General features: G+C 63.2%; 22 protein-coding genes, 1 tRNA gene and 1 riboswitch. Of the genes, 20 read left to right on the forward strand and 3 right to left on the reverse strand.

Going from position 1 to position 20,939, the window contains the following annotated elements:
- Position 1 precedes the first annotated feature (1 nt).
- Entirely contained in the window at positions 2 to 193 is a 192-nt protein-coding gene (locus KHN96_RS06125) for a type IV pilus modification PilV family protein (RefSeq protein ID WP_062737759.1), read from the reverse strand.
- Between the two features lie 426 nt (positions 194 to 619).
- On the opposite strand from KHN96_RS06125, the gene KHN96_RS06130 reads away from it, so the two are divergent.
- The 6 genes from KHN96_RS06130 to KHN96_RS06155 are packed head-to-tail and all read left to right on the forward strand — an operon-like array spanning position 620 to position 6,965.
- Positions 620 to 1,267 (forward strand): GspH/FimT family pseudopilin, encoded by a 648-nt coding sequence (locus tag KHN96_RS06130; RefSeq protein WP_082062837.1) that lies wholly within the window; start codon positions 620 to 622, stop codon positions 1,265 to 1,267.
- Entirely contained in the window at positions 1,258 to 1,821 is a 564-nt protein-coding gene (locus KHN96_RS06135; protein ID WP_045786251.1) for a prepilin-type N-terminal cleavage/methylation domain-containing protein, read from the forward strand. Before KHN96_RS06130 ends, KHN96_RS06135 begins: the two co-directional genes overlap by 10 nt.
- On the forward strand, positions 1,818 to 2,549 hold the full coding sequence (locus KHN96_RS06140) for a PilW family protein (RefSeq protein ID WP_045786252.1): 732 nt from the start codon (positions 1,818 to 1,820) through the stop codon (positions 2,547 to 2,549). The genes KHN96_RS06135 and KHN96_RS06140 overlap by 4 nt, the downstream gene beginning before the upstream one ends.
- A complete protein-coding gene (locus KHN96_RS06145) occupies positions 2,546 to 3,136 on the forward strand; it encodes a pilus assembly PilX family protein (protein ID WP_052698599.1) in 591 nt (196 codons plus the stop codon). Before KHN96_RS06140 ends, KHN96_RS06145 begins: the two co-directional genes overlap by 4 nt.
- Positions 3,133 to 6,489 (forward strand): pilus assembly protein, encoded by a 3,357-nt coding sequence (locus KHN96_RS06150; protein ID WP_045786254.1) that lies wholly within the window; start codon positions 3,133 to 3,135, stop codon positions 6,487 to 6,489. The genes KHN96_RS06145 and KHN96_RS06150 overlap by 4 nt, the downstream gene beginning before the upstream one ends.
- A 2-nt stretch (positions 6,490 to 6,491) precedes the next feature.
- Positions 6,492 to 6,965, forward strand: coding sequence for a type IV pilin protein (locus tag KHN96_RS06155; RefSeq protein ID WP_274520115.1), 474 nt, complete (start codon positions 6,492 to 6,494; stop codon positions 6,963 to 6,965).
- A 27-nt stretch (positions 6,966 to 6,992) separates the two neighbouring features.
- Here KHN96_RS06155 and nrdR read toward each other — a convergent pair whose 3' ends face one another.
- Both nrdR and glyA read right to left on the reverse strand, forming a co-directional pair.
- Positions 6,993 to 7,457 carry a transcriptional regulator NrdR gene (gene nrdR / locus KHN96_RS06160; RefSeq protein ID WP_045787807.1) on the reverse strand — a complete coding sequence of 155 codons (465 nt, stop codon included), beginning with the start codon at positions 7,455 to 7,457 and terminating at the stop codon, positions 6,993 to 6,995.
- Between the two features lie 138 nt (positions 7,458 to 7,595).
- On the reverse strand, positions 7,596 to 8,843 hold the full coding sequence (gene glyA / locus KHN96_RS06165) for a serine hydroxymethyltransferase (protein WP_045786255.1): 1,248 nt from the start codon (positions 8,841 to 8,843) through the stop codon (positions 7,596 to 7,598).
- A gap of 137 nt (positions 8,844 to 8,980) precedes the next feature.
- Positions 8,981 to 9,111: riboswitch (ZMP/ZTP riboswitch) on the reverse strand.
- Between the two features lie 138 nt (positions 9,112 to 9,249).
- Between glyA and ydfG the strand changes: the two genes are divergently transcribed.
- The 14 genes from ydfG (at position 9,250) to KHN96_RS06235 (ending at position 20,939) form a co-directional block, all read left to right on the forward strand.
- Positions 9,250 to 10,002: a bifunctional NADP-dependent 3-hydroxy acid dehydrogenase/3-hydroxypropionate dehydrogenase YdfG gene (gene ydfG / locus KHN96_RS06170; RefSeq protein WP_045786256.1), complete on the forward strand. Its 753-nt coding sequence runs from the start codon at positions 9,250 to 9,252 to the stop codon at positions 10,000 to 10,002.
- A gap of 71 nt (positions 10,003 to 10,073) precedes the next feature.
- Positions 10,074 to 10,478: a tol-pal system-associated acyl-CoA thioesterase gene (gene ybgC / locus KHN96_RS06175; RefSeq protein ID WP_045786257.1), complete on the forward strand. Its 405-nt coding sequence runs from the start codon at positions 10,074 to 10,076 to the stop codon at positions 10,476 to 10,478.
- Positions 10,475 to 11,170, forward strand: a complete 696-nt coding sequence (gene tolQ / locus KHN96_RS06180) for a protein TolQ (protein ID WP_045786258.1) — start codon at positions 10,475 to 10,477, stop codon at positions 11,168 to 11,170. The genes ybgC and tolQ overlap by 4 nt, the downstream gene beginning before the upstream one ends.
- A 12-nt stretch (positions 11,171 to 11,182) precedes the next feature.
- On the forward strand, positions 11,183 to 11,617 hold the full coding sequence (gene tolR / locus KHN96_RS06185) for a protein TolR (RefSeq protein WP_004629515.1): 435 nt from the start codon (positions 11,183 to 11,185) through the stop codon (positions 11,615 to 11,617).
- Between the two features lie 40 nt (positions 11,618 to 11,657).
- On the forward strand, positions 11,658 to 12,671 hold the full coding sequence (gene tolA, locus KHN96_RS06190) for a cell envelope integrity protein TolA (RefSeq protein ID WP_045786259.1): 1,014 nt from the start codon (positions 11,658 to 11,660) through the stop codon (positions 12,669 to 12,671).
- Positions 12,672 to 12,734: 63 nt separating this feature from the next.
- Complete coding sequence (gene tolB, locus KHN96_RS06195) at positions 12,735 to 14,039, forward strand: Tol-Pal system beta propeller repeat protein TolB (protein ID WP_045786260.1); 1,305 nt, start codon at positions 12,735 to 12,737, stop codon at positions 14,037 to 14,039.
- Positions 14,040 to 14,069: 30 nt separating this feature from the next.
- Positions 14,070 to 14,588 (forward strand): peptidoglycan-associated lipoprotein Pal, encoded by a 519-nt coding sequence (gene pal, locus KHN96_RS06200; protein ID WP_045786261.1) that lies wholly within the window; start codon positions 14,070 to 14,072, stop codon positions 14,586 to 14,588.
- 67 nt (positions 14,589 to 14,655) lie between these two features.
- Entirely contained in the window at positions 14,656 to 15,453 is a 798-nt protein-coding gene (gene ybgF / locus KHN96_RS06205) for a tol-pal system protein YbgF (protein WP_045786262.1), read from the forward strand.
- Positions 15,454 to 15,620: 167 nt separating this feature from the next.
- The gene (queC, locus tag KHN96_RS06210; protein ID WP_045786263.1) at positions 15,621 to 16,295 is read left to right on the forward strand and encodes a 7-cyano-7-deazaguanine synthase QueC; all 675 of its coding nucleotides are present in this window, start codon (positions 15,621 to 15,623) and stop codon (positions 16,293 to 16,295) included.
- 6 nt (positions 16,296 to 16,301) lie between these two features.
- The gene (locus KHN96_RS06215; protein ID WP_045786264.1) at positions 16,302 to 17,417 is read left to right on the forward strand and encodes a YeeE/YedE family protein; all 1,116 of its coding nucleotides are present in this window, start codon (positions 16,302 to 16,304) and stop codon (positions 17,415 to 17,417) included.
- A gap of 52 nt (positions 17,418 to 17,469) precedes the next feature.
- A tRNA-Lys gene (locus KHN96_RS06220) sits at positions 17,470 to 17,545 on the forward strand.
- 270 nt (positions 17,546 to 17,815) lie between these two features.
- A complete protein-coding gene (locus tag KHN96_RS06225) occupies positions 17,816 to 18,586 on the forward strand; it encodes a sugar phosphate isomerase/epimerase family protein (protein ID WP_045786265.1) in 771 nt (256 codons plus the stop codon).
- 28 nt (positions 18,587 to 18,614) lie between these two features.
- Positions 18,615 to 19,604 (forward strand): sugar kinase, encoded by a 990-nt coding sequence (locus KHN96_RS06230; RefSeq protein ID WP_045786266.1) that lies wholly within the window; start codon positions 18,615 to 18,617, stop codon positions 19,602 to 19,604.
- A gap of 54 nt (positions 19,605 to 19,658) precedes the next feature.
- On the forward strand, positions 19,659 to 20,939 hold the full coding sequence (locus KHN96_RS06235; protein WP_045786267.1) for an MFS transporter: 1,281 nt from the start codon (positions 19,659 to 19,661) through the stop codon (positions 20,937 to 20,939).

The following is a 20,939-nucleotide window of genomic DNA, read 5'->3' on the forward strand; positions in this document are numbered from 1 at the left end:
TTCAGCGATCTTCTGTCTGATTGAGCGTGGCAAGTGCCTGCGCGCCGTACTCGCTGGCGGCATGGCTGGTGGCTTCGAGTACGTCGAACGCCCGGAACATGGCCGCCGCGCCGAGGGAGAGCACTGCCAGGGCGACGAGGGATTCGAGGAGGATGGTGCCGTGTTGGGGGCGGAGGTGGCGTCGGATGAGCATGGCGGAAAAGCGCTTTTTTCGAGCCGCTAAAGTTAGTGCGTATTGAGCCGTATAACTGTCATATCTGGTCAATATCATCCCGGAACCAGGAGCACGCATCCGCTGCTGTGGCAGAGCGTTGGTTTTTTGCCAACACGTGCCTCGCCCAAGTCTGCTGGGGAAGGAGGGGGTTGTTGACACTTTTTGACTAATTCCCCACTATTTCATGGATGCATTTGCCTGGACATGTTCACAAGGCAGTGCGTGTGCGTTCACGGGGGTGGGCGCGAGCACAAAGAAAAACTCAATCAGTTCCAAACCAGCAGGGCGTGCGAGTGCACTTCGCGGTCCCCTGGGGGGTTAAAACAATAGTCGGGGGTCAAAGCATGCTTAATGGGATTTCGCCTCTTGGGCAGGGTGGGCTTCTAGTCGGTCGTTTGTCTTGATATGACCGCAGCGGTCCGTCTTCACGTTACCGCGGATCATCAGCCAACATTACGCAACTTCCGGCGGGCATGCCGTGCAGTCCGGCGTACTAACGCCATTGGCGTTTGGTGTCTGCGCAAATCTCGCGGGGTCACGATTGTTGAGATCCTGACCACTTTGACTATTGTCGCCATCCTCGCGGTGATCGCAGTGCCGTCGTTCAATGGGACAATCCAGCGTGCCCGTACACAGTCCGAAGCCAATTCGCTGGTCAATGATATTCAATTTGCCCGCAGCGAAGCCATGAAACGCGGGATGCCGGTCAGCCTGTGTGCATCCAAGGATGGGGCAACCTGCACGAACGCCAACGCTTGGGACGTTGGTTGGATCGTTTTCAATGATGACAACGGATCCGGCAGTCTCGATGCGAGTACCGATACTGTCCTGCGTTATAGGGCCGGCTTCACGAACGGCGATAAGTTTACGGCCACGACAACTTCGACATCAAAGGCCTTAACGTACAGTCGTGACGGTTTTGTAATCAACCTCTCGAACGGCGGGACGTTCAAGGCCACGCTCAGCACAACGCCAGCGAACGCCACCGCAACCCGGTGCGTGACGGTCAACATGGTTGGGCGCGCCGTACAAACGGGGGGCGCATGCGGCTAAAGAAGAGTCGAGATTCGGCTGCCGGCTTTTCCTTGGTCGAGGCGCTTATCACTTTGGTGGTGGTGGGTGTTGGTCTGCTGGGATTGATTAAGATTCAGGCCGCCGCCGTGGGTAATACACAGACGTCCCGTGTGCGTTCACTGATAGCACTGCAGACAGAAAGCCTCGTTGCGGCTATGCACGGCAATCGCGGCTTTTGGGCGGTGCCAAATACCGCTCCTGCGACCTTCAGTGCGAGTGGTGTGGCCGTGACGGACTCGCGTGGCGTGCTTAGTGCAGCCGTGCCGAGCTGTCCGAGCGCAAGCGGAAATGGTTGTACCCCCGACAAGCTCGCAGCGTACGACCTGCAGCGATGGGCGCTGTCAATGAACACGCACTTTCCCGGATATACCGCCGCCGGCAACTGCAGCACGGCCACGACCTTGCCGGTGAGCTGCAATGTCACCGTCACGTGGGTTGAAAAGGCCATTGCGGTCAATGCCAATACGGCTTCTGCGGCTGCTGCGATGCAACCGTCCGTGCAACAGAGCTATACGGTCTACGTTCAACCATGACTCGCAAACCGTTGACTACCCGGATGCGACGGACGCGCAGGCAGGCCGGCACGAGCCTGATCGAGATACTGATCGCCATGGTCATTTCGCTCTTTATGTTGAGCGGCATGGTGATGATGTTCGTGAGCATGCAGAAGACCTTCACCAGCCAGGATCAGCTTGCGCAACTGCAGGATAACGAGCGGCTGGCATTGACTATCTTGACCAATACGGTGCAGTCGGCTGGCTATTTCCCCAACCCGTTGGTTAACACCGCAGTTACGGCATTGCCTGGGGGGGCCGGGTTGGCGGCTGGGCAGGCGATTTTTGGTACGAGTGGGACGGGGAGCGGGAGTAACAGCGATACCCTCACGACGCAGTTCGCCGCTGCGAGCGGCGATAGCGTGATGAACTGCCTCGGCCAAACGAACACGACGGGCGGGCAAGTTGCATACATCAACACGCTGTCCATCAGTGCCAACAACGAATTGCAGTGTTCGGTGAACGGCCAAGGGGCGGTGCCACTGGTCAGTGGGGTGTCCGGCTTCAGCGTTTTGTATGGCACAGACACCAATAACGATGGGTACAACGATGCGTACCTAACTGCCGCGCAAGTCACCACGGGAAATCTTTGGCCTGCGGTCCACACTGTTCAGGTCACCCTGACGTTCGCGACGCAGTTCGGCAGCGAAACCGGGCAGGCTCCTAAGCCGTGGACGCAAACGATCAGCCTCCGAAATCAGCCATGAGAGCCCCGATGCGTCTTTCAAAAATGGCCGCCCGGCGTACACGCGGCTACACCCTCATCATTGGGCTGCTCTTACTGCTCGTGCTTACGCTGTTTGCAGTGAGCATATTCCGCAGTTCAGGCCTCCAAGAGCGGATCGCTGCAGGAACACGGGATAAGCAGCGTGCCGTGGAGGCAGCCCAGAGCGCATTGCAGTATGGTGAATGGTGGATCGGGCAAGGCAATGCATCCGTCAGCGTCAACTGTTCCGACGTCAATAACGGCAATGTGCTGACCAACATGCGAGTCTGCTCGAACGCATTGACTAACCCGTTCAAGCTTCCCTGGAGCGCAGGAACAACCTATCAACCGCCTTCAATGACGGCCAATGGAGGTGGCGGTATGGCGGGGGCGAGTTCGCCCTCCGGGGATATCAACTATTCGGGCGTGCCGGGGCTTTACATCAGCTATCTGGGTCTGAGCCCCAGTGGGCTGGCTCAGCTGTATCAAGTGACCGCCTATGGCTATGGCGGGGATGCGACCACTGCTGCTGTAGTGCAGAGCACCTACCAAATGACCGCGGGTGCGAAGGATCTGGGACTGCAATGATCAAAAACAAACCACACTTCGCTTTGCTCGCGACTGCCGCCGTCCTACCGGGCGTAGCGCAAGCGCAACTCGTGATCAGCGACACGTTGACGGGAGTGGCGTCATCCTATGACTGGACGGCCTTGAACGGCGCCTGTCTTACAGCCGGTAATAATACGGGCCCCATTCCCGCCTGCACCGGATTAAAGTACTACGCCAACACGACTCTGGTAGGCGGGGTGACTGGCCGTCTTCCCGATACACCCGGCTCTGGTGCGCTCCGTCTCACGAATGGTGACTTCCAGGCTGGCACCAACGGTAACAACCAGACTGGTGCGGTAGTTTCGAACTTTACGTTTCCGACTAATCAAGGCCTGCAGGTTACGTTTACGACCGTCACGTATGGAGGTAATGCTTACTCCAACGCCAACGGCCAGAAGAGCGGTGCCGACGGGATCAGCTTCTTCCTATCTGATGGATCTAAACCGGCGACAGTGGGTGCGTTGGGGGGAAGCCTGGGATACAGCTGCTCCAATGGCAACCCCACCTATGATGGCGTGCAGGGCGGGTACATAGGGTTGGGGATCGATGAGTTCGGAAACTTTTCGAACGCCGGCGACAACACCAATACGGGCGCAAATGCGAATGGTGGGATCGGCGCAATTCCTGGTCGCATCAGCCTGCGCGGCGCCGGTAATACCAACTGGGCCTACCTTAATAGCGCCTATTCCAGCTACTACCCGTCATCCCTGACGGCTTCGCAACGCCAAGCTGCGGTGCAGAAGACATGTAGCACCGGTACGGTGTGGGATTACAGCAACCCCAGCAACCCAAAAAAGACATCTACGAAGCTCAGCTACAACTACAACTACATCACAGGTGACACGCTTAATGGCGTGACCATCTATAGCCAAGAAGCCACTAATAACCCAACGCGCGGCGCCGCCACACCGATCACGTATGCCCTGAGCATTACGAATGATGGGTTGTTGAGCCTCTCCTACAGCGTAAACGGCGGCACTGTGCAGCCGGTGATTACTAACCAGAGCATCACGGCGTCGAACGGCCCGTTGCCGTCGTCGTTTCGCTTCGGATTTTCGGCCGGTACCGGGGGCGGAAGCAACGTGCACGAGATTACGTGCTTCAAGGCTGCGCCGGTCGAGCAATCCAGTAGTTCTGCGGGCACCAACATTCCGCAGCTAGGGAGGGTTACGGCCGGTACGCAACTCTATCTCTCTTACTTCCACCCCAAGAACTGGTGGGGCGAGGTGACCGCCCAGACCATTGGGCCAGATTCGACGGGCAAGCTGGTCATTAATTCCACCGTCAATTGGGACGCGAGCTGTACGTTGACAGGTGGAGCGTGCACCGCAATGGGGTCGGGCACGACGGTAGCGGCACAGACTGCACGAAGCATCTTGACTTGGAATGGCACCGCCGGTATCCCGTTCCAGTGGGCGAACTTGACCGCTGCACAAAAGGCGGCGCTGACTGCTGGCGACTCGAGTTCCACCAGCGCTCGCCTTTCTTACCTGCGAGGAGACCGTTCACAGGAAGTTACCTCAGGCGGTTCCGGAACGTTCCGCGCCCGGACAGGCGTGTTGGGGGACATCGGAAATTCGAGCCCTACCTGGGTGGGTGGGCCATCTGCTCCATACAACGGGCCGTGGGTAGACGCCCTCTATGCCAAGGCCTCTCCCGCAGAGGCTGCTGGAAGCTACGCGAACTTCAAAGCGACCTACGGCCAGCGGCAAAACGTCGTCTATGTGGGATCTAACGACGGAATGTTGCACGGCTTTCGGGCTGGGAGCTTTGATGCCAACGGCAATTTCGTCAACAACTCGACGACGCCCAACGATGGCACCGAGATACTGGCCTACATGCCTGCCGCTGTGGTCAGCATGATTCACAACGGTTCGAACGGCAAGTTGGACTACGCGTCTCCGGGATACACCCACAATTTGTACGTAGACGCTACGCCGGGCACTGGGGAACTGTATTACAACGGAGGCTGGCACACGTGGCTGGTGGGGGGGCTGGGCGGCGGCGGGAACGCTAATGGTCCGATCGGCGATGGCACGACCACCGGTACCGGCGCGATCTACGCCCTGGACGTGACGGACCCGAGCACGTTTAGCGAAAGCAATGCAAGCAAGCTCGTCATCGGCGAGTGGTCTTCCGCGTCGATTTCTTGCACGAACGTTGCCAACTGTGGCGACTATCTGGGCAACACCTATGGCACTCCGGTGATCCGCCGGCTTCACAATGGCAATTGGGCGGTGCTGTTCGGCAATGGCTTGAATAGCAAGAACGGTACGGCGGGCATGTTCATCATGCTGGTCGACTCCAAAGGGCAAGTCACGTTCCGCTATTTGGATACCGGGTATGGTCCCGCAAAAGCGGGAACTACGAGCAAAAATGGCATTGCGTTCGTGACGCCAGCCGACCTTGATGGCGACCACATCAGCGACTATGTCTACGCTGGCGATGTCTATGGCAACGTCTGGCGCTTTGATTTGACGTCGCAAGATCCAAATAGCTGGAGTGTCTCGACCACGCCCCTCTTCACGACGTCGGCCGGGCAGCCGATTACTTCGAAGGTGATCGTCGCTTCAGTCCCGGGCTCAGGCCTGGGCGGGCCGGCGCGGTTGATTGTGAGCTTCGGCACTGGCCAGGCGTTTCCCGCGACGCTGACAAGCCCCGCTACGTATGCGACTGCAAATCAGGCTCTCTACGGTATCTGGGATTGGAACATGGATGGCTGGAACGCGATTGCTCCATCCACAGCGAAATATGCGTCGCTTGCGTCGTCAGCCGGCCCCTCGGGCGGGATAGTCGCGTCCAAGGATTTGAGGCAGCAGACATCGACGGATGCAGGTACTTCGACCTCGGGACTTGCCCAGCGAACCGTCACGAGCTCGAAAGTCTGCTGGAAAGGCTCGACTGATTGCGCCGGCAGTAATTCGGACTTCGGTTGGACGTTGCCGTTGCCTACGGGCCAGAACGAACAGGTCGTCTATAGCCCGTCGCTTCAATACGGCGTGGTGAATGTCAATACGTTGATACCGGCCGTTCAGCAAGTGCTGTCTTGCAATACGACGGCGGCTTCAGGTTTCTCGTATGGCATCTCGGTTGCCAATGGCGGTGCGACGGCGAACCCGTACTTTTACGACAAGGATGGCAGCTTTCTTACCTCGGGCGGGCAAGGTGTCAGCGCTGTCGGCATGAGCGGCACGGGGACCTCGACGTTTGTGTCGCTTAACGGAAAAGTGTATGCCGTGATGCAGGGCTCGGACGGCACGCCCCGATTCATTCAGATCAATCCGTCGGCCACGGCCATCGGGTCACGCCTGAACTGGCTCAGGCTGCGTTAACAATGGATGCGGTGATGAATCCAGAGAGATCTGTTTTTCTACGCAAGGCTGCCGGCTTTACGCTGGTCGAACTCATGATCACGGTGGCAATCATCGCCATCCTCGCGGCGATCGCGTATCCGTCCTACCAGCAATACGTCCTGAAGTCCCATCGAATCGACGCAAAGACGGCGTTGCTCGATCTGGCCACCCGGCAGGAGCGGTACTTCACGTTGCAAAACGTTTACGCGAGTTCGCCCTCAGCGCTCGGTTACGGAGCTGCATCGTTTCCGATGGCAATTCAGTCGGGAAATCAAAGCTATTACCAGATGAGCGTGCAGGTGAATAACGCGACATCATCACCTGCGTATTCAGCGTCGGCCGTACCAGCCGGCCCCCAGACGGCAGACGCCTGCGGTACCTATACGATCAACCAGCTCGGTGTACAGGGCAATACGGGTATGAAGAGCGGGACAACCTCGGCGCAGTGCTGGTAAAGGAAGAGGGCCCTGCAGGCTCTTTTTTCACTTCCGCACGTTCGTCGCGGCAATCTCGTCGAGCACATCCCGAAATTCCGACACATCCTCGAAACTCCGGTACACCGACGCAAACCGGATATACCCGATCTTGTCCAGCCGCTTCAGCTCCCGCATGACCAGCTCGCCCACCCGGTCGCTGCCGATTTCCTTCTCGCCGTGGCTCAGGAGCTTCTCTTCGATGCGGGCAATGGCTTCGTCGATGGCCTCGGCGGAGACGGGGCGCTTGCGCAGCGCCAGGCGCATGGAATCCTTGACCTTGTTGCGGTCGTAATCGACGCGGCTGCCGTTTTTCTTGACGACGGCCGGGAAGAACAGCTCGATGCGCTCGTAGGTCGTGAAGCGGCGGTCGCAGGCTTCGCACTTGCGCCGGCGGCGCACGGTGTCGCCTTCTTCCGACATGCGGGTTTCAATCACCTGGGTGGCCGCGTGGCCGCAAAAGGGGCATTTCATGCCGGTGGTCTCCTCGGAAACCTCAAAGAACGCGCTGCGCTGAAACGACAATGCCGCGATGGCCCGCCCATTCGACTTCGGGCGCATCGCGGCAGGGTACTACGCGGCCGGCAGCGCCGGCCACCGGCGGATACAACCTCAGCCGTACACCGGGAACTGCTTGGTGAGCTCGGCCACCTTGGCGCGCACCTCGGCGATGTTGTTTTCATCGTGCGGGTTGTCCAGCACGTCGGCGATCAGGTGCGCCACCTTCACGGCCTCGGCTTCCTTGAAACCGCGCGTGGTCATCGCCGGCGAACCCAGGCGGATGCCCGAGGTCACGAACGGCTTTTCCGGATCATTCGGAATCGCGTTCTTGTTGACGGTGATGTGCGCGTCGCCCAGCACCTTCTCGGCTTCCTTGCCGGTGATCTTCTTGGCGCGCAGGTCGACCAGCATCACGTGGCTCTCGGTGCGGCCCGACACGATGCGCAGGCCGCGTGCCATCAGCGTTTCGGCCATGGCGGCGGCGTTCTTCACCACTTGCTGCTGATACGCCTTGAATTCCGGCGACAGCGCTTCCTTGAAGGCCACTGCCTTGCCGGCGATCACGTGCATCAGCGGGCCGCCCTGGATGCCGGGGAAGATCGCGGAGTTGATGGCCTTCTCGTGTTCGGCCTTCATCAGGATCACGCCGCCGCGCGGGCCGCGCAAGCTCTTGTGTGTGGTCGTCGTGACGAAGTCGGCGTGCGGCACCGGGTTCGGGTACACACCGGCGGCGATCAGGCCGGCGTAGTGGGCCATGTCGACCATGAAATATGCGCCGACCGACTTGGCGATCTTGCCGATGCGCTCGAAATCGATGCGCAGGGCAAATGCCGATGCGCCGGCAATGATCAGCTTCGGCTTCTTCTCTTGCGCGAGCGCTTCGAGCGCGTCGTAATCGATGTCTTCCTGCGCGTTCAGGCCGTAGCTGACCACGTTGAACCACTTGCCGCTCATGTTCAGCGCCATGCCGTGTGTCAGGTGGCCGCCTTCGGCCAAGCTCATGCCCATGATCGTGTCGCCCGGCTTGAGCACGGCGAAGAACACACCCTGGTTGGCCTGCGAGCCCGAGTTCGGCTGTACGTTGGCGGCTTCGGCGCCAAACAGCTGCTTCACGCGGTCGATGGCGAGCTGCTCGACCACGTCCACATATTCGCAACCGCCGTAGTAACGCTTGCCGGGGTAGCCCTCGGCGTACTTGTTGGTCAGTTGCGAGCCCTGCGCGGCCATCACGGCCGGCGAGGTGTAGTTCTCAGAGGCGATCAGCTCGATGTGGTCTTCCTGACGCTGATTTTCCTTCTGGATGGCGGCAAAGATTTCGGGATCGATCTGGTCGATCGTATAGCGGCTGCGTTCGAACATGGCGAGTGTCTTGGTGAAACGAAACGGAATTGGCGGAGGTCGGGCGAGGCGGGCGGGCATCGGGAAACGCGCGCGGCTTGGACGACTGCTTCCGGTGTCGGCCGGCGGCAGCGGGTGCCCAAGTCACCCAGCTTCCCATTCGCTGCCCAGGCGAGCGGCAGGCGCCGTTGTGCATGACGCCAGAAACCTTGCGCTTCCTCGTGGTCGCTGCCCACATGTCGAAGCCGCTGGGATGCGGCTTCAGGATTCGCCAGTCGCGCAAGGTGGAATGGTTGCCCGCGAGTGTACGACAGCCCCATGGTCGCCGCAAGAACCGGGGCGTTTGCAGCGCACATTGCGGTGCAATACAACACGACGCTCGGGTAAACTCCAGTTTTTGCCATTTTCAGGCCCCGGAGACACTTCCATGATCGTATTCGTGACCGGCGCGACGGCCGGCTTCGGCGCAGCCATCGCGCGCCGTTTCGTGCGCGAAGGCCATCGCGTGATCGCGGCGGGCCGCCGCCAGGACCGTCTCGATGCGCTCAGGGCCGAACTCGGCGACGCGCTGCTGCCTCTCGTGCTCGACGTGCTCGACGCCGAAGCCGTGGCCGCGCTGCCGGGCTCGCTGCCTGAGGGCTGGCGTGAAGTCGACGTGCTGGTCAACAACGCCGGGCTGGCGCTAGGCCTGGAGCCCGCCCAGCGCGCCGACCTGAACGACTGGGACCGCATGATCGGCACGAACTGCTCCGGGCTGGTCCACATGACGCGCGCGTTGCTGCCTGGCATGGTCGAGCGCAACCGCGGCCACGTCATCAACATCGGTTCGATCGCCGGCACATACCCGTACCCGGGGGGCAACGTGTATGGCGCCACCAAGGCGTTCGTGCGGCAGTTCTCGCTGAACCTGCGGGCCGATCTGACGGGCACCCGCGTGCGCGTATCGAACGTCGAGCCGGGCCTGTGCTCCGGCACCGAGTTCTCCAACGTGCGTTTCAAGGGCGACGATGCCCGCGTGGAAAAGGTCTACGAAGGCACGGAGGCGCTCACCGCCGACGATATCGCCGAGGCCGTCTACTGGATGGCGGCGCTGCCCGGCCACTTCAATGTCAACGCGATCGAGCTGATGCCCGTTTGCCAGTCGTTCTCGGCCACCAGTGTGACGCGAGGCATGGCTTGAAATCCGGCGCACAAGCCCTCGGCCAGTCGGGGGATGGCTGGCCGCCACTTACGCCTTGGTAAAATTGCCGGATGTCTTCTTTTGACTGGAACCTGCGTGTGTATTGGGAAGATACCGACGCGGGCGGCGTGGTGTTCTACGCCAATTATCTGAAATTCTTTGAGCGCGCCCGCACCGAATGGCTGCGTGCGCTTGGGGTCGATCAGCAAGCGCTGGCCGACGCGACCGGCGCCATCTTCGTGGTGCGCAGCACCGCTGTGGACTACCGGGCACCCGCCCGCCTGGACGACCTTCTGCAGATCCGTTCGCGTATGGAACGCGTCGGCCCCGCGTCGGTCCAATTCGCCCAGGAAAGCTGGCGCGGCGACGTTCTGCTCGCTTCCGGCACGATCCGTGTCGGATGTGTCGACCGGCTCACATTCCGGCCGACCCCGATTCCCGCTCCCGTACTCGCAACCATCAAAGCCGCCGCATGAATCCCGTCGAGGTCACACAAGATCTGTCGATCGTCTCGTTGGTGCTGCACGCCAGCTTACTGGTCCAGTTTGTCATGGGCCTGCTGCTGGTGATGTCGCTGTTCTCGTGGACGTACATCTTCCGCAAAGCGTTCGCCCTGCGTGCCGCGCGCAGCCAGACCGAATCGTTCGAGCGCGACTTCTGGGCCGGTGGCGACCTGCAGGCGCTGTACCAGAGCGCGGCCAACAACCGCCACAACACCGGGGCGCTCGAGCGCATCTTTGAAGCAGGCATGCGCGAATACCTGAAGGCGCGGGAGCTCCAGCGAGGCGCCATTGCCGATCCGAGCGCCATCCTCGACGCCTCGCGCCGCGCCATGCGGGCCGCGTATCAGCGCGAAATGGATTCGCTCGAATCGCACCTGCCGTTCCTGGCGTCGGTCGGTTCGGTGAGCCCGTACATCGGCCTGTTCGGCACGGTGTGGGGCATCATGAATGCCTTCCGGGGCCTGTCGAACGTACAGCAGGCGACGCTCTCGGCGGTGGCACCGGGCATTGCCGAGGCGCTCGTGGCGACGGCCATCGGCCTGTTCGCGGCCATTCCGGCGGTGATTGCCTACAACCGCTACGCCACGGAAATGGACCGCCTGGCCAACCGCTTCGAGAGCTTCATGGAAGAGTTCTCGAACATCCTGCAGCGCCAGACGCGCTAAGGAGCCCAGCGCATGGCTACCATCCAGCGAACGCGCCGCGCCCGACGGGCCAAGGCAGACATCAACGTCGTTCCGTACATCGACGTGATGCTGGTGCTGCTGGTCATCTTCATGGTGGCCGCTCCCGTGGTGAACCCCGGTGTGGTCAACCTGCCGTCGGTGGCCAACGCCACGCCCCAGCAGACCCAGCCGCCGATTGTCGTGACCATCAAGGGCGACGGCACAATCCTTGCTCGCATCAAGACGGGTTCGGGTGCGACGGAGCAGAAGCTTGCCAACAACAATGAACTGCGCGCTTTCGTGAAGCAGCGCACCGATGAAAACCCCGACCAGCCGGTCGTGATTGCCGCCGACAAGTCGGTCCAATACGACCGTGTGCTGACCGTGATGAGCGTGCTCAAGGGTGACGGTGTCAAGCGCGTCGGCCTGATGGTGAAGTCGTCATGACCATGTTGTTGATGAACCGAGGCGAGGCAACCTGAACGTCATGGCCACGACGTCGTTGCACCGTTACGAGCCAGTTCGCGAGCGTGGCACGCTGCGCGCGTTCGGGCTGGCGGTCCTGACACACATCCTGCTGCTGATCTTTTTGTACTTTGGCGTGCAGTGGCAGAGCAGCACACCGCGCGGCGAAGAAGCCGAGTTGTGGGACGAGGCCGCCGTCCAGCAGGCCGTGCAGCAGCCGGTGCCTGTGCCCGAGACCAAGCCGGAGCCGGTGGTCAAGGCGCCGCCCGCCAAGGTGGAAGAAGACGCCGACATCGCGCTGGAACAGCAAAAGCGCAAGCGCGAGCAGGAAGCCGCGGCGGCGCGCCAGGCCGAGCTTGCGCGTCGCGCTGCGGAAGAGCGCGCCGAAGCCCAGCGCCTGGCGCGCTTGAAGGAAGAGCAGCAAGCGCGTCAAGCTGAACAGCACCGCAAGGCGCTGGCCGAACAGCAGGCCAAGGAAAAGGCCGCGGCCGAGGCGCAGGCGCTGAAGAAAGCCCAGCTGCAGGCCCAGGCGGAAGCGAAAGCCAAGGCCGAAGCCGAGGCCAAGCAGAAGGAACTGAAGGCCAAGGCAGCTGCAGAGGCCAAAGCCAAGGCAGAGGCCGAGCGTAAGGCCAGCGAGGCGCGCGCCAACGCTCAGCGTCAGGCGCAGCTCGATCGCCTGCGGGCGATGGCTGGCGCGGGCGCGACGGGCTCCGTCGCCGGTTCGGGCGGCGGCGTCGGCAACGCCATGGGCACGGGCGGTACGGCATCGGCCGGTTATGCCGAGCGCGTACGGGCCAAGGTCAAGCCGAACATCGTGTTCGACCCGTCGGCGATCAGCGGCAACCCGTCGGCCGTGGTGGCGGTGCAGATGGCGCCTGACGGCTCGATTCTGTCCAAGCGCCTGACGAAGTCCAGCGGCAACGGCGCTTATGACGAAGCCGTGCTGCGTGCGGTGGACCGTTCCGACCCGCTGCCGCGCGATACCAACGGCAAAGCACCGTCGAGCGTCATCCTGACGTTCCGGCCCAAGGAATAACGCGCCAGCGTCGCGCGGGCGGCGCCGGCATACGGTCCGATTGCAGATTCGATAGTAGGGACGATGAACATGATGCGAAAGATGTGGATTCCGATGTTCCGACGCGCCGCGCAGGCATTGCTGCTGAGCGCGGCGTGTGCCGGCGTCGCCCATGCCCAGCTGAACGTGGAGATTTCCGGTGTGGGTGCCAGCCAGTACCCGATCGCCATCGCCAACTTCCAGGGTGAGTCGCAGGCGCCGCAGAACCTTTCTGCGATCGTGCGGGCCGACCTCGTGCGCAGCGGCCGCTTCTCGAACGTGGACGTGGCCGGTGCCGTGGTGCCGGACAGCCCCGCGCCTGACCTCGGAGCGTGGAAGACCCGTGGCGCCGCCGCCTTCGTGGGCGGCACCGTCACCCGCAATGGCGATCGCTACGAGATCCGCTTCCGCCTCTACGACACGGCCAAGGGCGAAAGCCTGGGCGGCCTCGCGCTGACGCGCCGTCCAGATCAGCTGCGCCTGGCGGCGCACGAGATTGCCGACTACATCTATCAGAAGCTGATCGGCGAGCGCGGCGTGTTTGCGACGCGCCTGTCGTACGTGTCGAAGGTCGGCCGCCGCTTCCAGCTGCAGATTTCCGACTCGGATGGCGCCAACCCGCAGGTGGCGCTTACGAGCAACGAGCCGATCATCTCGCCGTCGTGGTCGCCGGATGGTACGAAGGTCGCGTATGTCTCGTTCGAGAGCAAGAAGCCGGTGGTGTACGTGCATGACCTGGTGGCAGGCCGCCGCACGGTCATCTCGAACCAGAAGGGCAACAACTCGGCGCCGGCGTGGTCGCCGGATGGCCGGCATGTGGCGGTGTCGCTGTCGCGCGACGGCAATACGCAGATCTACGTGGTCAACGCCGATGGCTCCGGCCTGCGTCGCCTGACCCGCAGCACCGCAATCGACACCGAGCCGTCGTATTCGCCGGATGGCCGTTACATCTACTTCACCAGCGATCGCGGCGGCGCACCGCAGATCTATCGCATGTCGGCCGACGGCGAAGAGGCCGGTGGCGCGCAACGCGTGACGTTCAAGGGCAACTACAACACGAGCCCCCGCGTGTCGCCGGACGGCAAGCTGCTGGCGTACATTTCGCGTGTGGGCGGGGCGTTCCGGCTGTATGTGCAGGATCTGACCAACGGCGATGTCACTGCGCTGACCGACACCTCGCACGACGAATCGCCGAGCTTTGCCGCCAACGGCAAGTTCATCCTGTATGCCACGCGCGTGGGCGGCAAGGCGGTGCTGGCTGCGGTGTCGACCGATGGCCGTACGCGTCAGGTTCTTTCGCTCCAGGCCGGCGAGGTTCGTGAGCCGGCGTGGGGTCCTTTCATGCAATAACGAAGCTGTTCCCTCTAGGAGAAATCGGACATGTCGAAGTCCCAAACCATGATCAAAGTTGCAGCCATTGCCGCGCTGCTGGCCCTGGGCGCTTGCAGCTCGGGCGTGAAGCTCGATGACACCGCCAAGAACGGTACGGGTGGTGCTGGTACGGGCGCCGACGCCCGCACCGTGACGCCGGTGGACGTCGGCCGCGACGAACTGACCGACCCGAACAGCCCCCTGGCCAAGCGCAGCATCTACTTCGATTTCGACAGCTACTCGGTCAAGCCCGAATACCAGGGCCTGCTGGGCCAGCATGCGCGCTACCTGCAGTCGCACAACCAGCGCAAGGTCCTGATCCAGGGCAACACCGACGAGCGCGGCACCAGCGAGTACAACCTGGCGCTGGGACAGAAGCGTGCCGAGGCCGTGCGCCGCGCGCTGTCGTCGATGGGCGTGCCTGACAGCCAGATGGAAGCGGTGAGCCTGGGCAAGGAGAAGCCGCAGGCCACGGGCCACGATGAAGAATCGTGGGCGCAAAACCGCCGCGCCGACATCGTTTACTGATCCGCGCGGTCTGATGTGCAACGCGCCGGCCGCGAGGTTGCGGCCGGCGTTCTTACGTTGAAATCCCATGACTACGATGATGAAACAGTGCGCCGGACGGATCGCCAACCGGGCCGTGCGTCGGGCCATTCTGGCGGCGGCGCTTGTCGCAGGCGGTGCCCTGACCATGGCCGGCCCGGCGGCAGCGGGGGTGTTTGACGACGATGAGGCGCGCCGTGCCATCATCGACATGCGTGAGAAGTTCAACAACTTCCAGTCCACGGCGGCGCAGCGCATCGACCAGAACAGCCGCAACCTCATCGATGCGCAAAACCAGATCGAGACGCTCAAGTCGGAAGTCGCACGCCTGCGCGGGCAGAACGAGGTGTTGCAGAACGCCGTCGACACGCTGACCAAGCAGCAGAAGGATTATTACGCCGATCTCGACGCGCGCCTGAAGAAGTTCGAGCCGCAGCAAGCCACGGTGGACGGCCGTGAAGGCACGGTGCAGCCGGGCGAGAAGGACGAGTACGACGCCGCGCTGAAGACGTTCCAGTCGGGCAACTTCAAGGGCGCGGGCAACCAGTTCTCGGCGTTCGTGAAGAAGTATCCGCAGAGCCCGTATCTGCCGCTGGCGCAGTTCTGGCTCGGCAACGCGCTCTATGCGCAGCGCGACTACAAGGGCTCCAGCTACGTGCTGGAGAACATGGTGCGCACGAATCCGCAGCACCCGAAGGCGCCCGAAGCGCTGCTGCAGGTCGCTACCAACCAGGGCGAGTCGGGCCAGAAGGCTGCGGCGCGCAAGACGCTGGAAGCCGTGATCGCCCAATACCCGGGCACCGAGCAAGCCAAGACCGCGCAAAGCCGCCTGAAGACGATGCATTGACGCGCGCGGTCACTGCCGACTGCCGATATGCCGCCCGCTCGGGATCGCCCCGGCGGGCGTTTTTCATTGCGGGGTGCAAATGCCCGGCATGTGCGGGCCCGAGCGCGGCCAGGATGGCAGCGCGCTAAAATGCGGGCCTTCCCTGACTTGCTTGACAAGGCTTCGCCATGAAAAAACGCGCCATCGTCCTGCTCTCGGGCGGGCTGGACTCCGCCACCGTGCTCGCCATGGCCAACGCCGACGGCTTCGAGACCTACGCGCTGTCGATGCGCTACGGCCAGCGCCACTCCTCCGAACTCGAAGCGGCCAAGAAGGTGGCGGCCGCGCTCGGCGCCGTGCGCCATGAAATCGTCGACCTGGACCTGCGCAAGTTCGGCGGCTCCGCGCTGACGGACGACAAGCTCGACGTGCCGACCGACGGGGCGCAATCGGGCATCCCGATCACGTATGTGCCGGCACGCAACACGATCATGCTGTCGCTGGCGCTCGGCTGGGCCGAGGCGGTGGGCGCGCGCGACCTGTTCTTCGGCGCCAACGCGGTCGACTACTCCGGCTATCCGGACTGCCGGCCCGAATACGTGGCTGCCTACGAGACGCTGGCCAACCTGGCCACCAAGGCCGGCGTGGAAGGCGAACGCATTCGCGTCAACGCGCCGATCATCGCCATGACGAAGGCGGAGATCATCCAGGCCGGCACGCGCCTCGGTGTGGACTACAGCCTGACCGTGTCGTGCTACCAGGCCGACGACACGGGCCGGGCGTGCGGCGTGTGCGATTCATGCCGCATCCGAAAGGCCGGCTTCGAAGCCGCCGGCGTGCCGGACCCGACCCGCTACGTGTGATGCGCCATGCCTGATATCGATCTCAATGCGCTGTCCCACACTGTGCTGTGGGGCACGTTTGCGCTCGCGTTCGTCTTTGGCGCGATCCTGCAGCGCACGCACTTCTGCACGATGGGGGCGGTGTCCGACGTCGTCAACATCGGTGACTGGACCCGCCTGCGCATGTGGGCACTGGCCATCGGCGTCGCCATGATCGGCACGGGCGTGCTGAGCTGGCTCGGCCTCATCGATACGAGCAAGACGATCTACACGGCGAGCAAGTTGCTGTGGCTGTCGTCGCTGGTGGGCGGGCTGCTGTTCGGGTTCGGGATGGTGCTGGGCTCCGGTTGCGGCAGCAAGACGCTGGTGCGCATCGGCGGCGGCAATCTCAAGTCGGTGGTGGTGTTTGTCTTTCTCGGGCTGTCGGCCTATATGACGCTCAAGGGCGTGTTTGGCGTGGTGCGCGTGGCCACCGTGGACAGCGTTGCCGTTGCGCTGCCCACGTCGCAGGATCTGCCGAGCGTCCTGGGTCATGCGTTCTCGGCGGATGCGCGCACGTTGCGGCTTGTGCTGGCACTGCTCATCGGCGGGGCGCTGTCGCTGTGGGCGCTGGCCGCACGGGATTTCCGTACCGGCGACAACCTGCTCGGTGGCATCGGCGTCGGGCTCGTCATCGTTGGCATGTGGTACGTGTCAGGGCACCTCGGGTATGTGCAGGAAGATCCGAACACGCTGCAGGAGGCCTTCGTCGCGACCAACAGCGGCCGCATGGAAGCGTTGAGCTTCGTGGCGCCCGTGTCGTACACGCTCGAATGGCTGATGTTCTTCAGCGATACGTCGAAGGTGCTGACAGTCGGCATCGTGAGTGTGCTCGGCGTGATCGCGGGCTCGGCCGTGGTGGCGCTGGTCACGCGCACGTTCCGCTGGGAAGGCTTTGCCAACGCAGAGGACACCGGCAACCACATCGTCGGCGGCATCCTGATGGGCAGCGGCGGCGTGACCGCGCTTGGGTGCACGATCGGACAGGGCCTGTCGGGTGTGTCGACGCTGGCCATCGGCTCGTTCATCGCGCTGGCGGGCATTCTGGCTGGCGCCGTGCTGGCGTTCCGCTATCAGATCTGGCGGCTCGAACGCCTGGTCTGACCTGAAGGTGCGTTGACAGCACCGCGGGTATCTCCCTATAATCGCGGTCTTTGGGTCGTTAGCTCAGTCGGTAGAGCAGCGGACTTTTAATCCGTTGGTCGCGTGTTCGAGTCACGCACGACCCACCAAAATTCAAAAGGGCTGGCAGGCGACTGTCGGCCCTTTTTGTTTGTCCGCGCTCTGCGGCGGGTGAGGGTGCGGCGCGGTCTGCCTCTCTGTCCCATGTCGGAGCTTCCTCTTTCGGCAAAGCGCCGCGCGGTGCCGTCGCACCCGGCCAGCAATGGCCGGCTAGCCGCATGACGCCTGCGTCGCTAGGGATTTCCTCTATAGCGTTCTCCTTCTGCAACGCCGAACATGTCTTCCATTGGAACCGGTTCCATACGGAGAAAAGAGCACAAATGGCAGACATCGTGATTGTGGCGAGCGCGTTCGGCGTCGCCCAGGTCCGTGAGCACGGGCACCACGCGTACGTTCCTGTGGCGGCCGAAGTGGGCGCCGCGGGCTTCGAGGTGCGGCGCGAGCTCTTGCCGGCAGGGCCGGACGGGGCTGTGTCGATGGAACTGCTGACGGCGCTGGGCCGCCTGATTGCCTCGCGCGGCCTGTGGTCGGTCTATTCGACCCCGGCCACCTTGTACACGCACGATGGCGCGCTGGACAAGGCCGCGGTGCGCGGCGCGCTGGCCGAAGCCAAGGCGCTGGATGCCCGCATTGTGAAGTTCCAGTTGGGCGGGTTTGCCGACGAAGCGTCGGCCGATGCGCTCGCCAGGCTGCTGCGCGGGTCGCGTGCACGGGTACTGGTCGAAAACGGCCAGCAAGCCGTGGGCGGGTCGCTTGCGCAGTTTCGCAACCTGTTCGCCGCGCTCGAGGCGGCGGGTGTTGACCACGCGCTTGGCATGACATTCGACGTGGGCAACTGGCATTGGCCCGGCGAAGCCCCGCTGGACTGCGCGCGTGCGCTGGCACCGTATGTCGAGTACATCCACTGCAAGGGGGTGGCGGGGGAGGGCGCGCGCCGCTTTGCCGTTGCGCCCGCCGGCAACGATGCGCGCTTCACCGCCGTGCTCGCGGCGCTGCCGGGCGACGTTCCGCGCGGCATCGAATTCCCGTTCGACACAACCGATCTTGCCGCAGACGCCAACCGGCACGTCGCGTGGCTCAAGGCCGCCTGACATCGCGCGGCATCGAAGGAGCTCTCCCATGCCACATCCACTGGATGTCATCACGTACGGCGAAGCCATGGCGATGTTCGTCGCCGCCGCGCCGGGCCCGCTCGCGCAGGCAACGCAGTTCACGAAGCGCATTGCCGGGGCCGACCTGAACGTTGCCGTCGGCCTGGCGCGCCTGGGGTTTCGCGTCGGCTACGTGAGCCGGGTCGGGCGCGACTCGTTTGGCGACTACGTGCGCGAGACGCTCGCGCGCGAGCAGATCGATGCCTCTTGCGTGACGGTCGACCCGCAGTATCCGACGGGCTTTCAGCTGAAGTCACGCGCCGACGACGGCAGTGATCCGCGCGTCGAGTATTTCCGCAAGGGTTCGGCGGCCAGCCGGCTGTCTCGTGCCGACTATGTAGCCGAGTATGCGCTGGGCGCGCGCCATCTTCATCTGACAGGCGTCGCGCCGGCGATCTCGGCATCGTCGTGCGAGCTTGCGTTTCATCTCGCGCGCGAAATGCGTGCGGCGGGCAAGTCCATTTCATTCGATCCGAACCTGCGCCCGACGCTGTGGCCGTCCGCCGCCGAGATGGTCAGCACGCTCAATGCGTTGGCCGCGCTGTCGGACTGGGTGTTGCCGGGGCTGTCGGAAGGGCAGCAACTGACGGGGTGCGAAGCGCCGGCCGACATCGCGCGCTTCTATCTGGAACGCGGCGTGCGTGGCGTGGCCATCAAGCTCGGGGCGGCCGGGGCCTACTACCAGACCGCAGACGGCGCGCAGGGCGTCGTGCCCGGCGTGCACGTCGAGCGCGTCGTCGATACGGTCGGCGCGGGTGACGGCTTTGCGGTGGGCATGATCAGTGCGCTGCTCGAAGGCCAGTCGGCGGCGCAGGCGGTGGCACGCGGCAACCGGATCGGCGCACTGGCGATCCAGGTGATCGGCGATTCCGAAGGCTTGCCCACGCGTGCGGCACTTGACCACCTGGAACGCGCCGACAACGCGGTGCACCAGCCCGACTCTGCCATCGGCGTGTAGCGCGGGTTCGACCGCCGCTCCATCAGCGGCGCACACCATAACAGGAGACAAACCATGGCCACACGACTTGCTGCCCGGCGCTGGTGGATGATCATGCCGATCGTCTTCATCACGTATAGCCTGGCGTATCTGGACCGCGCGAACTACGGCTTCGCGGCGGCCGCCGGCATCAACCACGATCTCGGTATCAGCCAGGGGCTGTCGTCGCTGATCGGCGCGCTGTTCTTCCTGGGCTACTTCTTCTTCCAGATTCCCGGTGCCATCTACGCAGAACGGCGCAGCGTGAAGAAGCTCGTGTTCGTGAGCCTGGTGCTGTGGGGCGGCTGCGCGGCACTCACGGGTGTGGTCAGCAACATCCCGTCGCTGATGGCGATCCGCTTCGTGTTGGGTGTGGTGGAGGCCGCGGTGATGCCCGCCATGCTGATCTACATCAGCAACTGGTTCACCCGGCAGGAGCGCTCGCGTGCAAACACGTTCCTGATCCTGGGCAACCCGGTGACGGTGTTGTGGATGTCGGTCGTGTCGGGTTACCTGGTGCGCGAGTTCGGCTGGCGGCACATGTTCATTGCGGAAGGCGTGCCGGCGATTCTCTGGGCCGTGTGCTGGTGGTGGCTGGTGCAGGACAAGCCCGCGCAATCGCCGTGGCTCAGCGCGCAGGAGAAGCGCGATCTCGAGCAGGCACTGGCCGCCGAGCAGGCTGCCCTCAAGCCGGTCCGCAACTATGCCGAGGCCTTCCGCTCGCCGGCCGTGATCAAGCTGTGCGCGCAGTATTTCTGCTGGAGCATCGGCGTGTATGGCTTCGTGCTGTGGCTGCCGTCCATCGTCAAGAGCGGGTCGGCGCTGGGCATGGTGGAGACGGGCTGGCTGTCGGCACTGCCATACCTGGCGGCGACGATTGCGATGCTGGTCGCGTCATGGGCGTCCGACAAGGTGGGCTCGCGGCGTGGTTTCGTGTGGCCGTTCCTGCTGGTGGGGGCGGCTGCGTTTGCTGCGTCGTACGCGCTGGGGTCGACGCATTTCTGGATGTCGTACGCGTTGCTCGTCATTGCCGGTGCGGCCATGTATGCGCCATATGGCCCGTTCTTCGCCATCGTGCCGGAACTGCTGCCCAAGAACGTTGCCGGTGGCGCGATGGCGCTGATCAACAGCATGGGCGCGCTGGGCTCGTTTGTCGGCTCGTATTTTGTCGGGTACCTGAACGGTGCGACGGGTTCGCCGCTGGCCTCGTATGCGTTCATGAGCGCGGCGCTGCTGGCGGCGGTCATCCTCACGCTGTGCGTGAAGCCGCAACCGCGCGAAACGTACCGGCTCGCCGATCCACTGCCTGGAAAATGA

The sequence above is a fragment of the Ralstonia mannitolilytica genome (assembly GCF_905397375.1).
Classification (GTDB): domain Bacteria; phylum Pseudomonadota; class Gammaproteobacteria; order Burkholderiales; family Burkholderiaceae; genus Ralstonia; species Ralstonia mannitolilytica.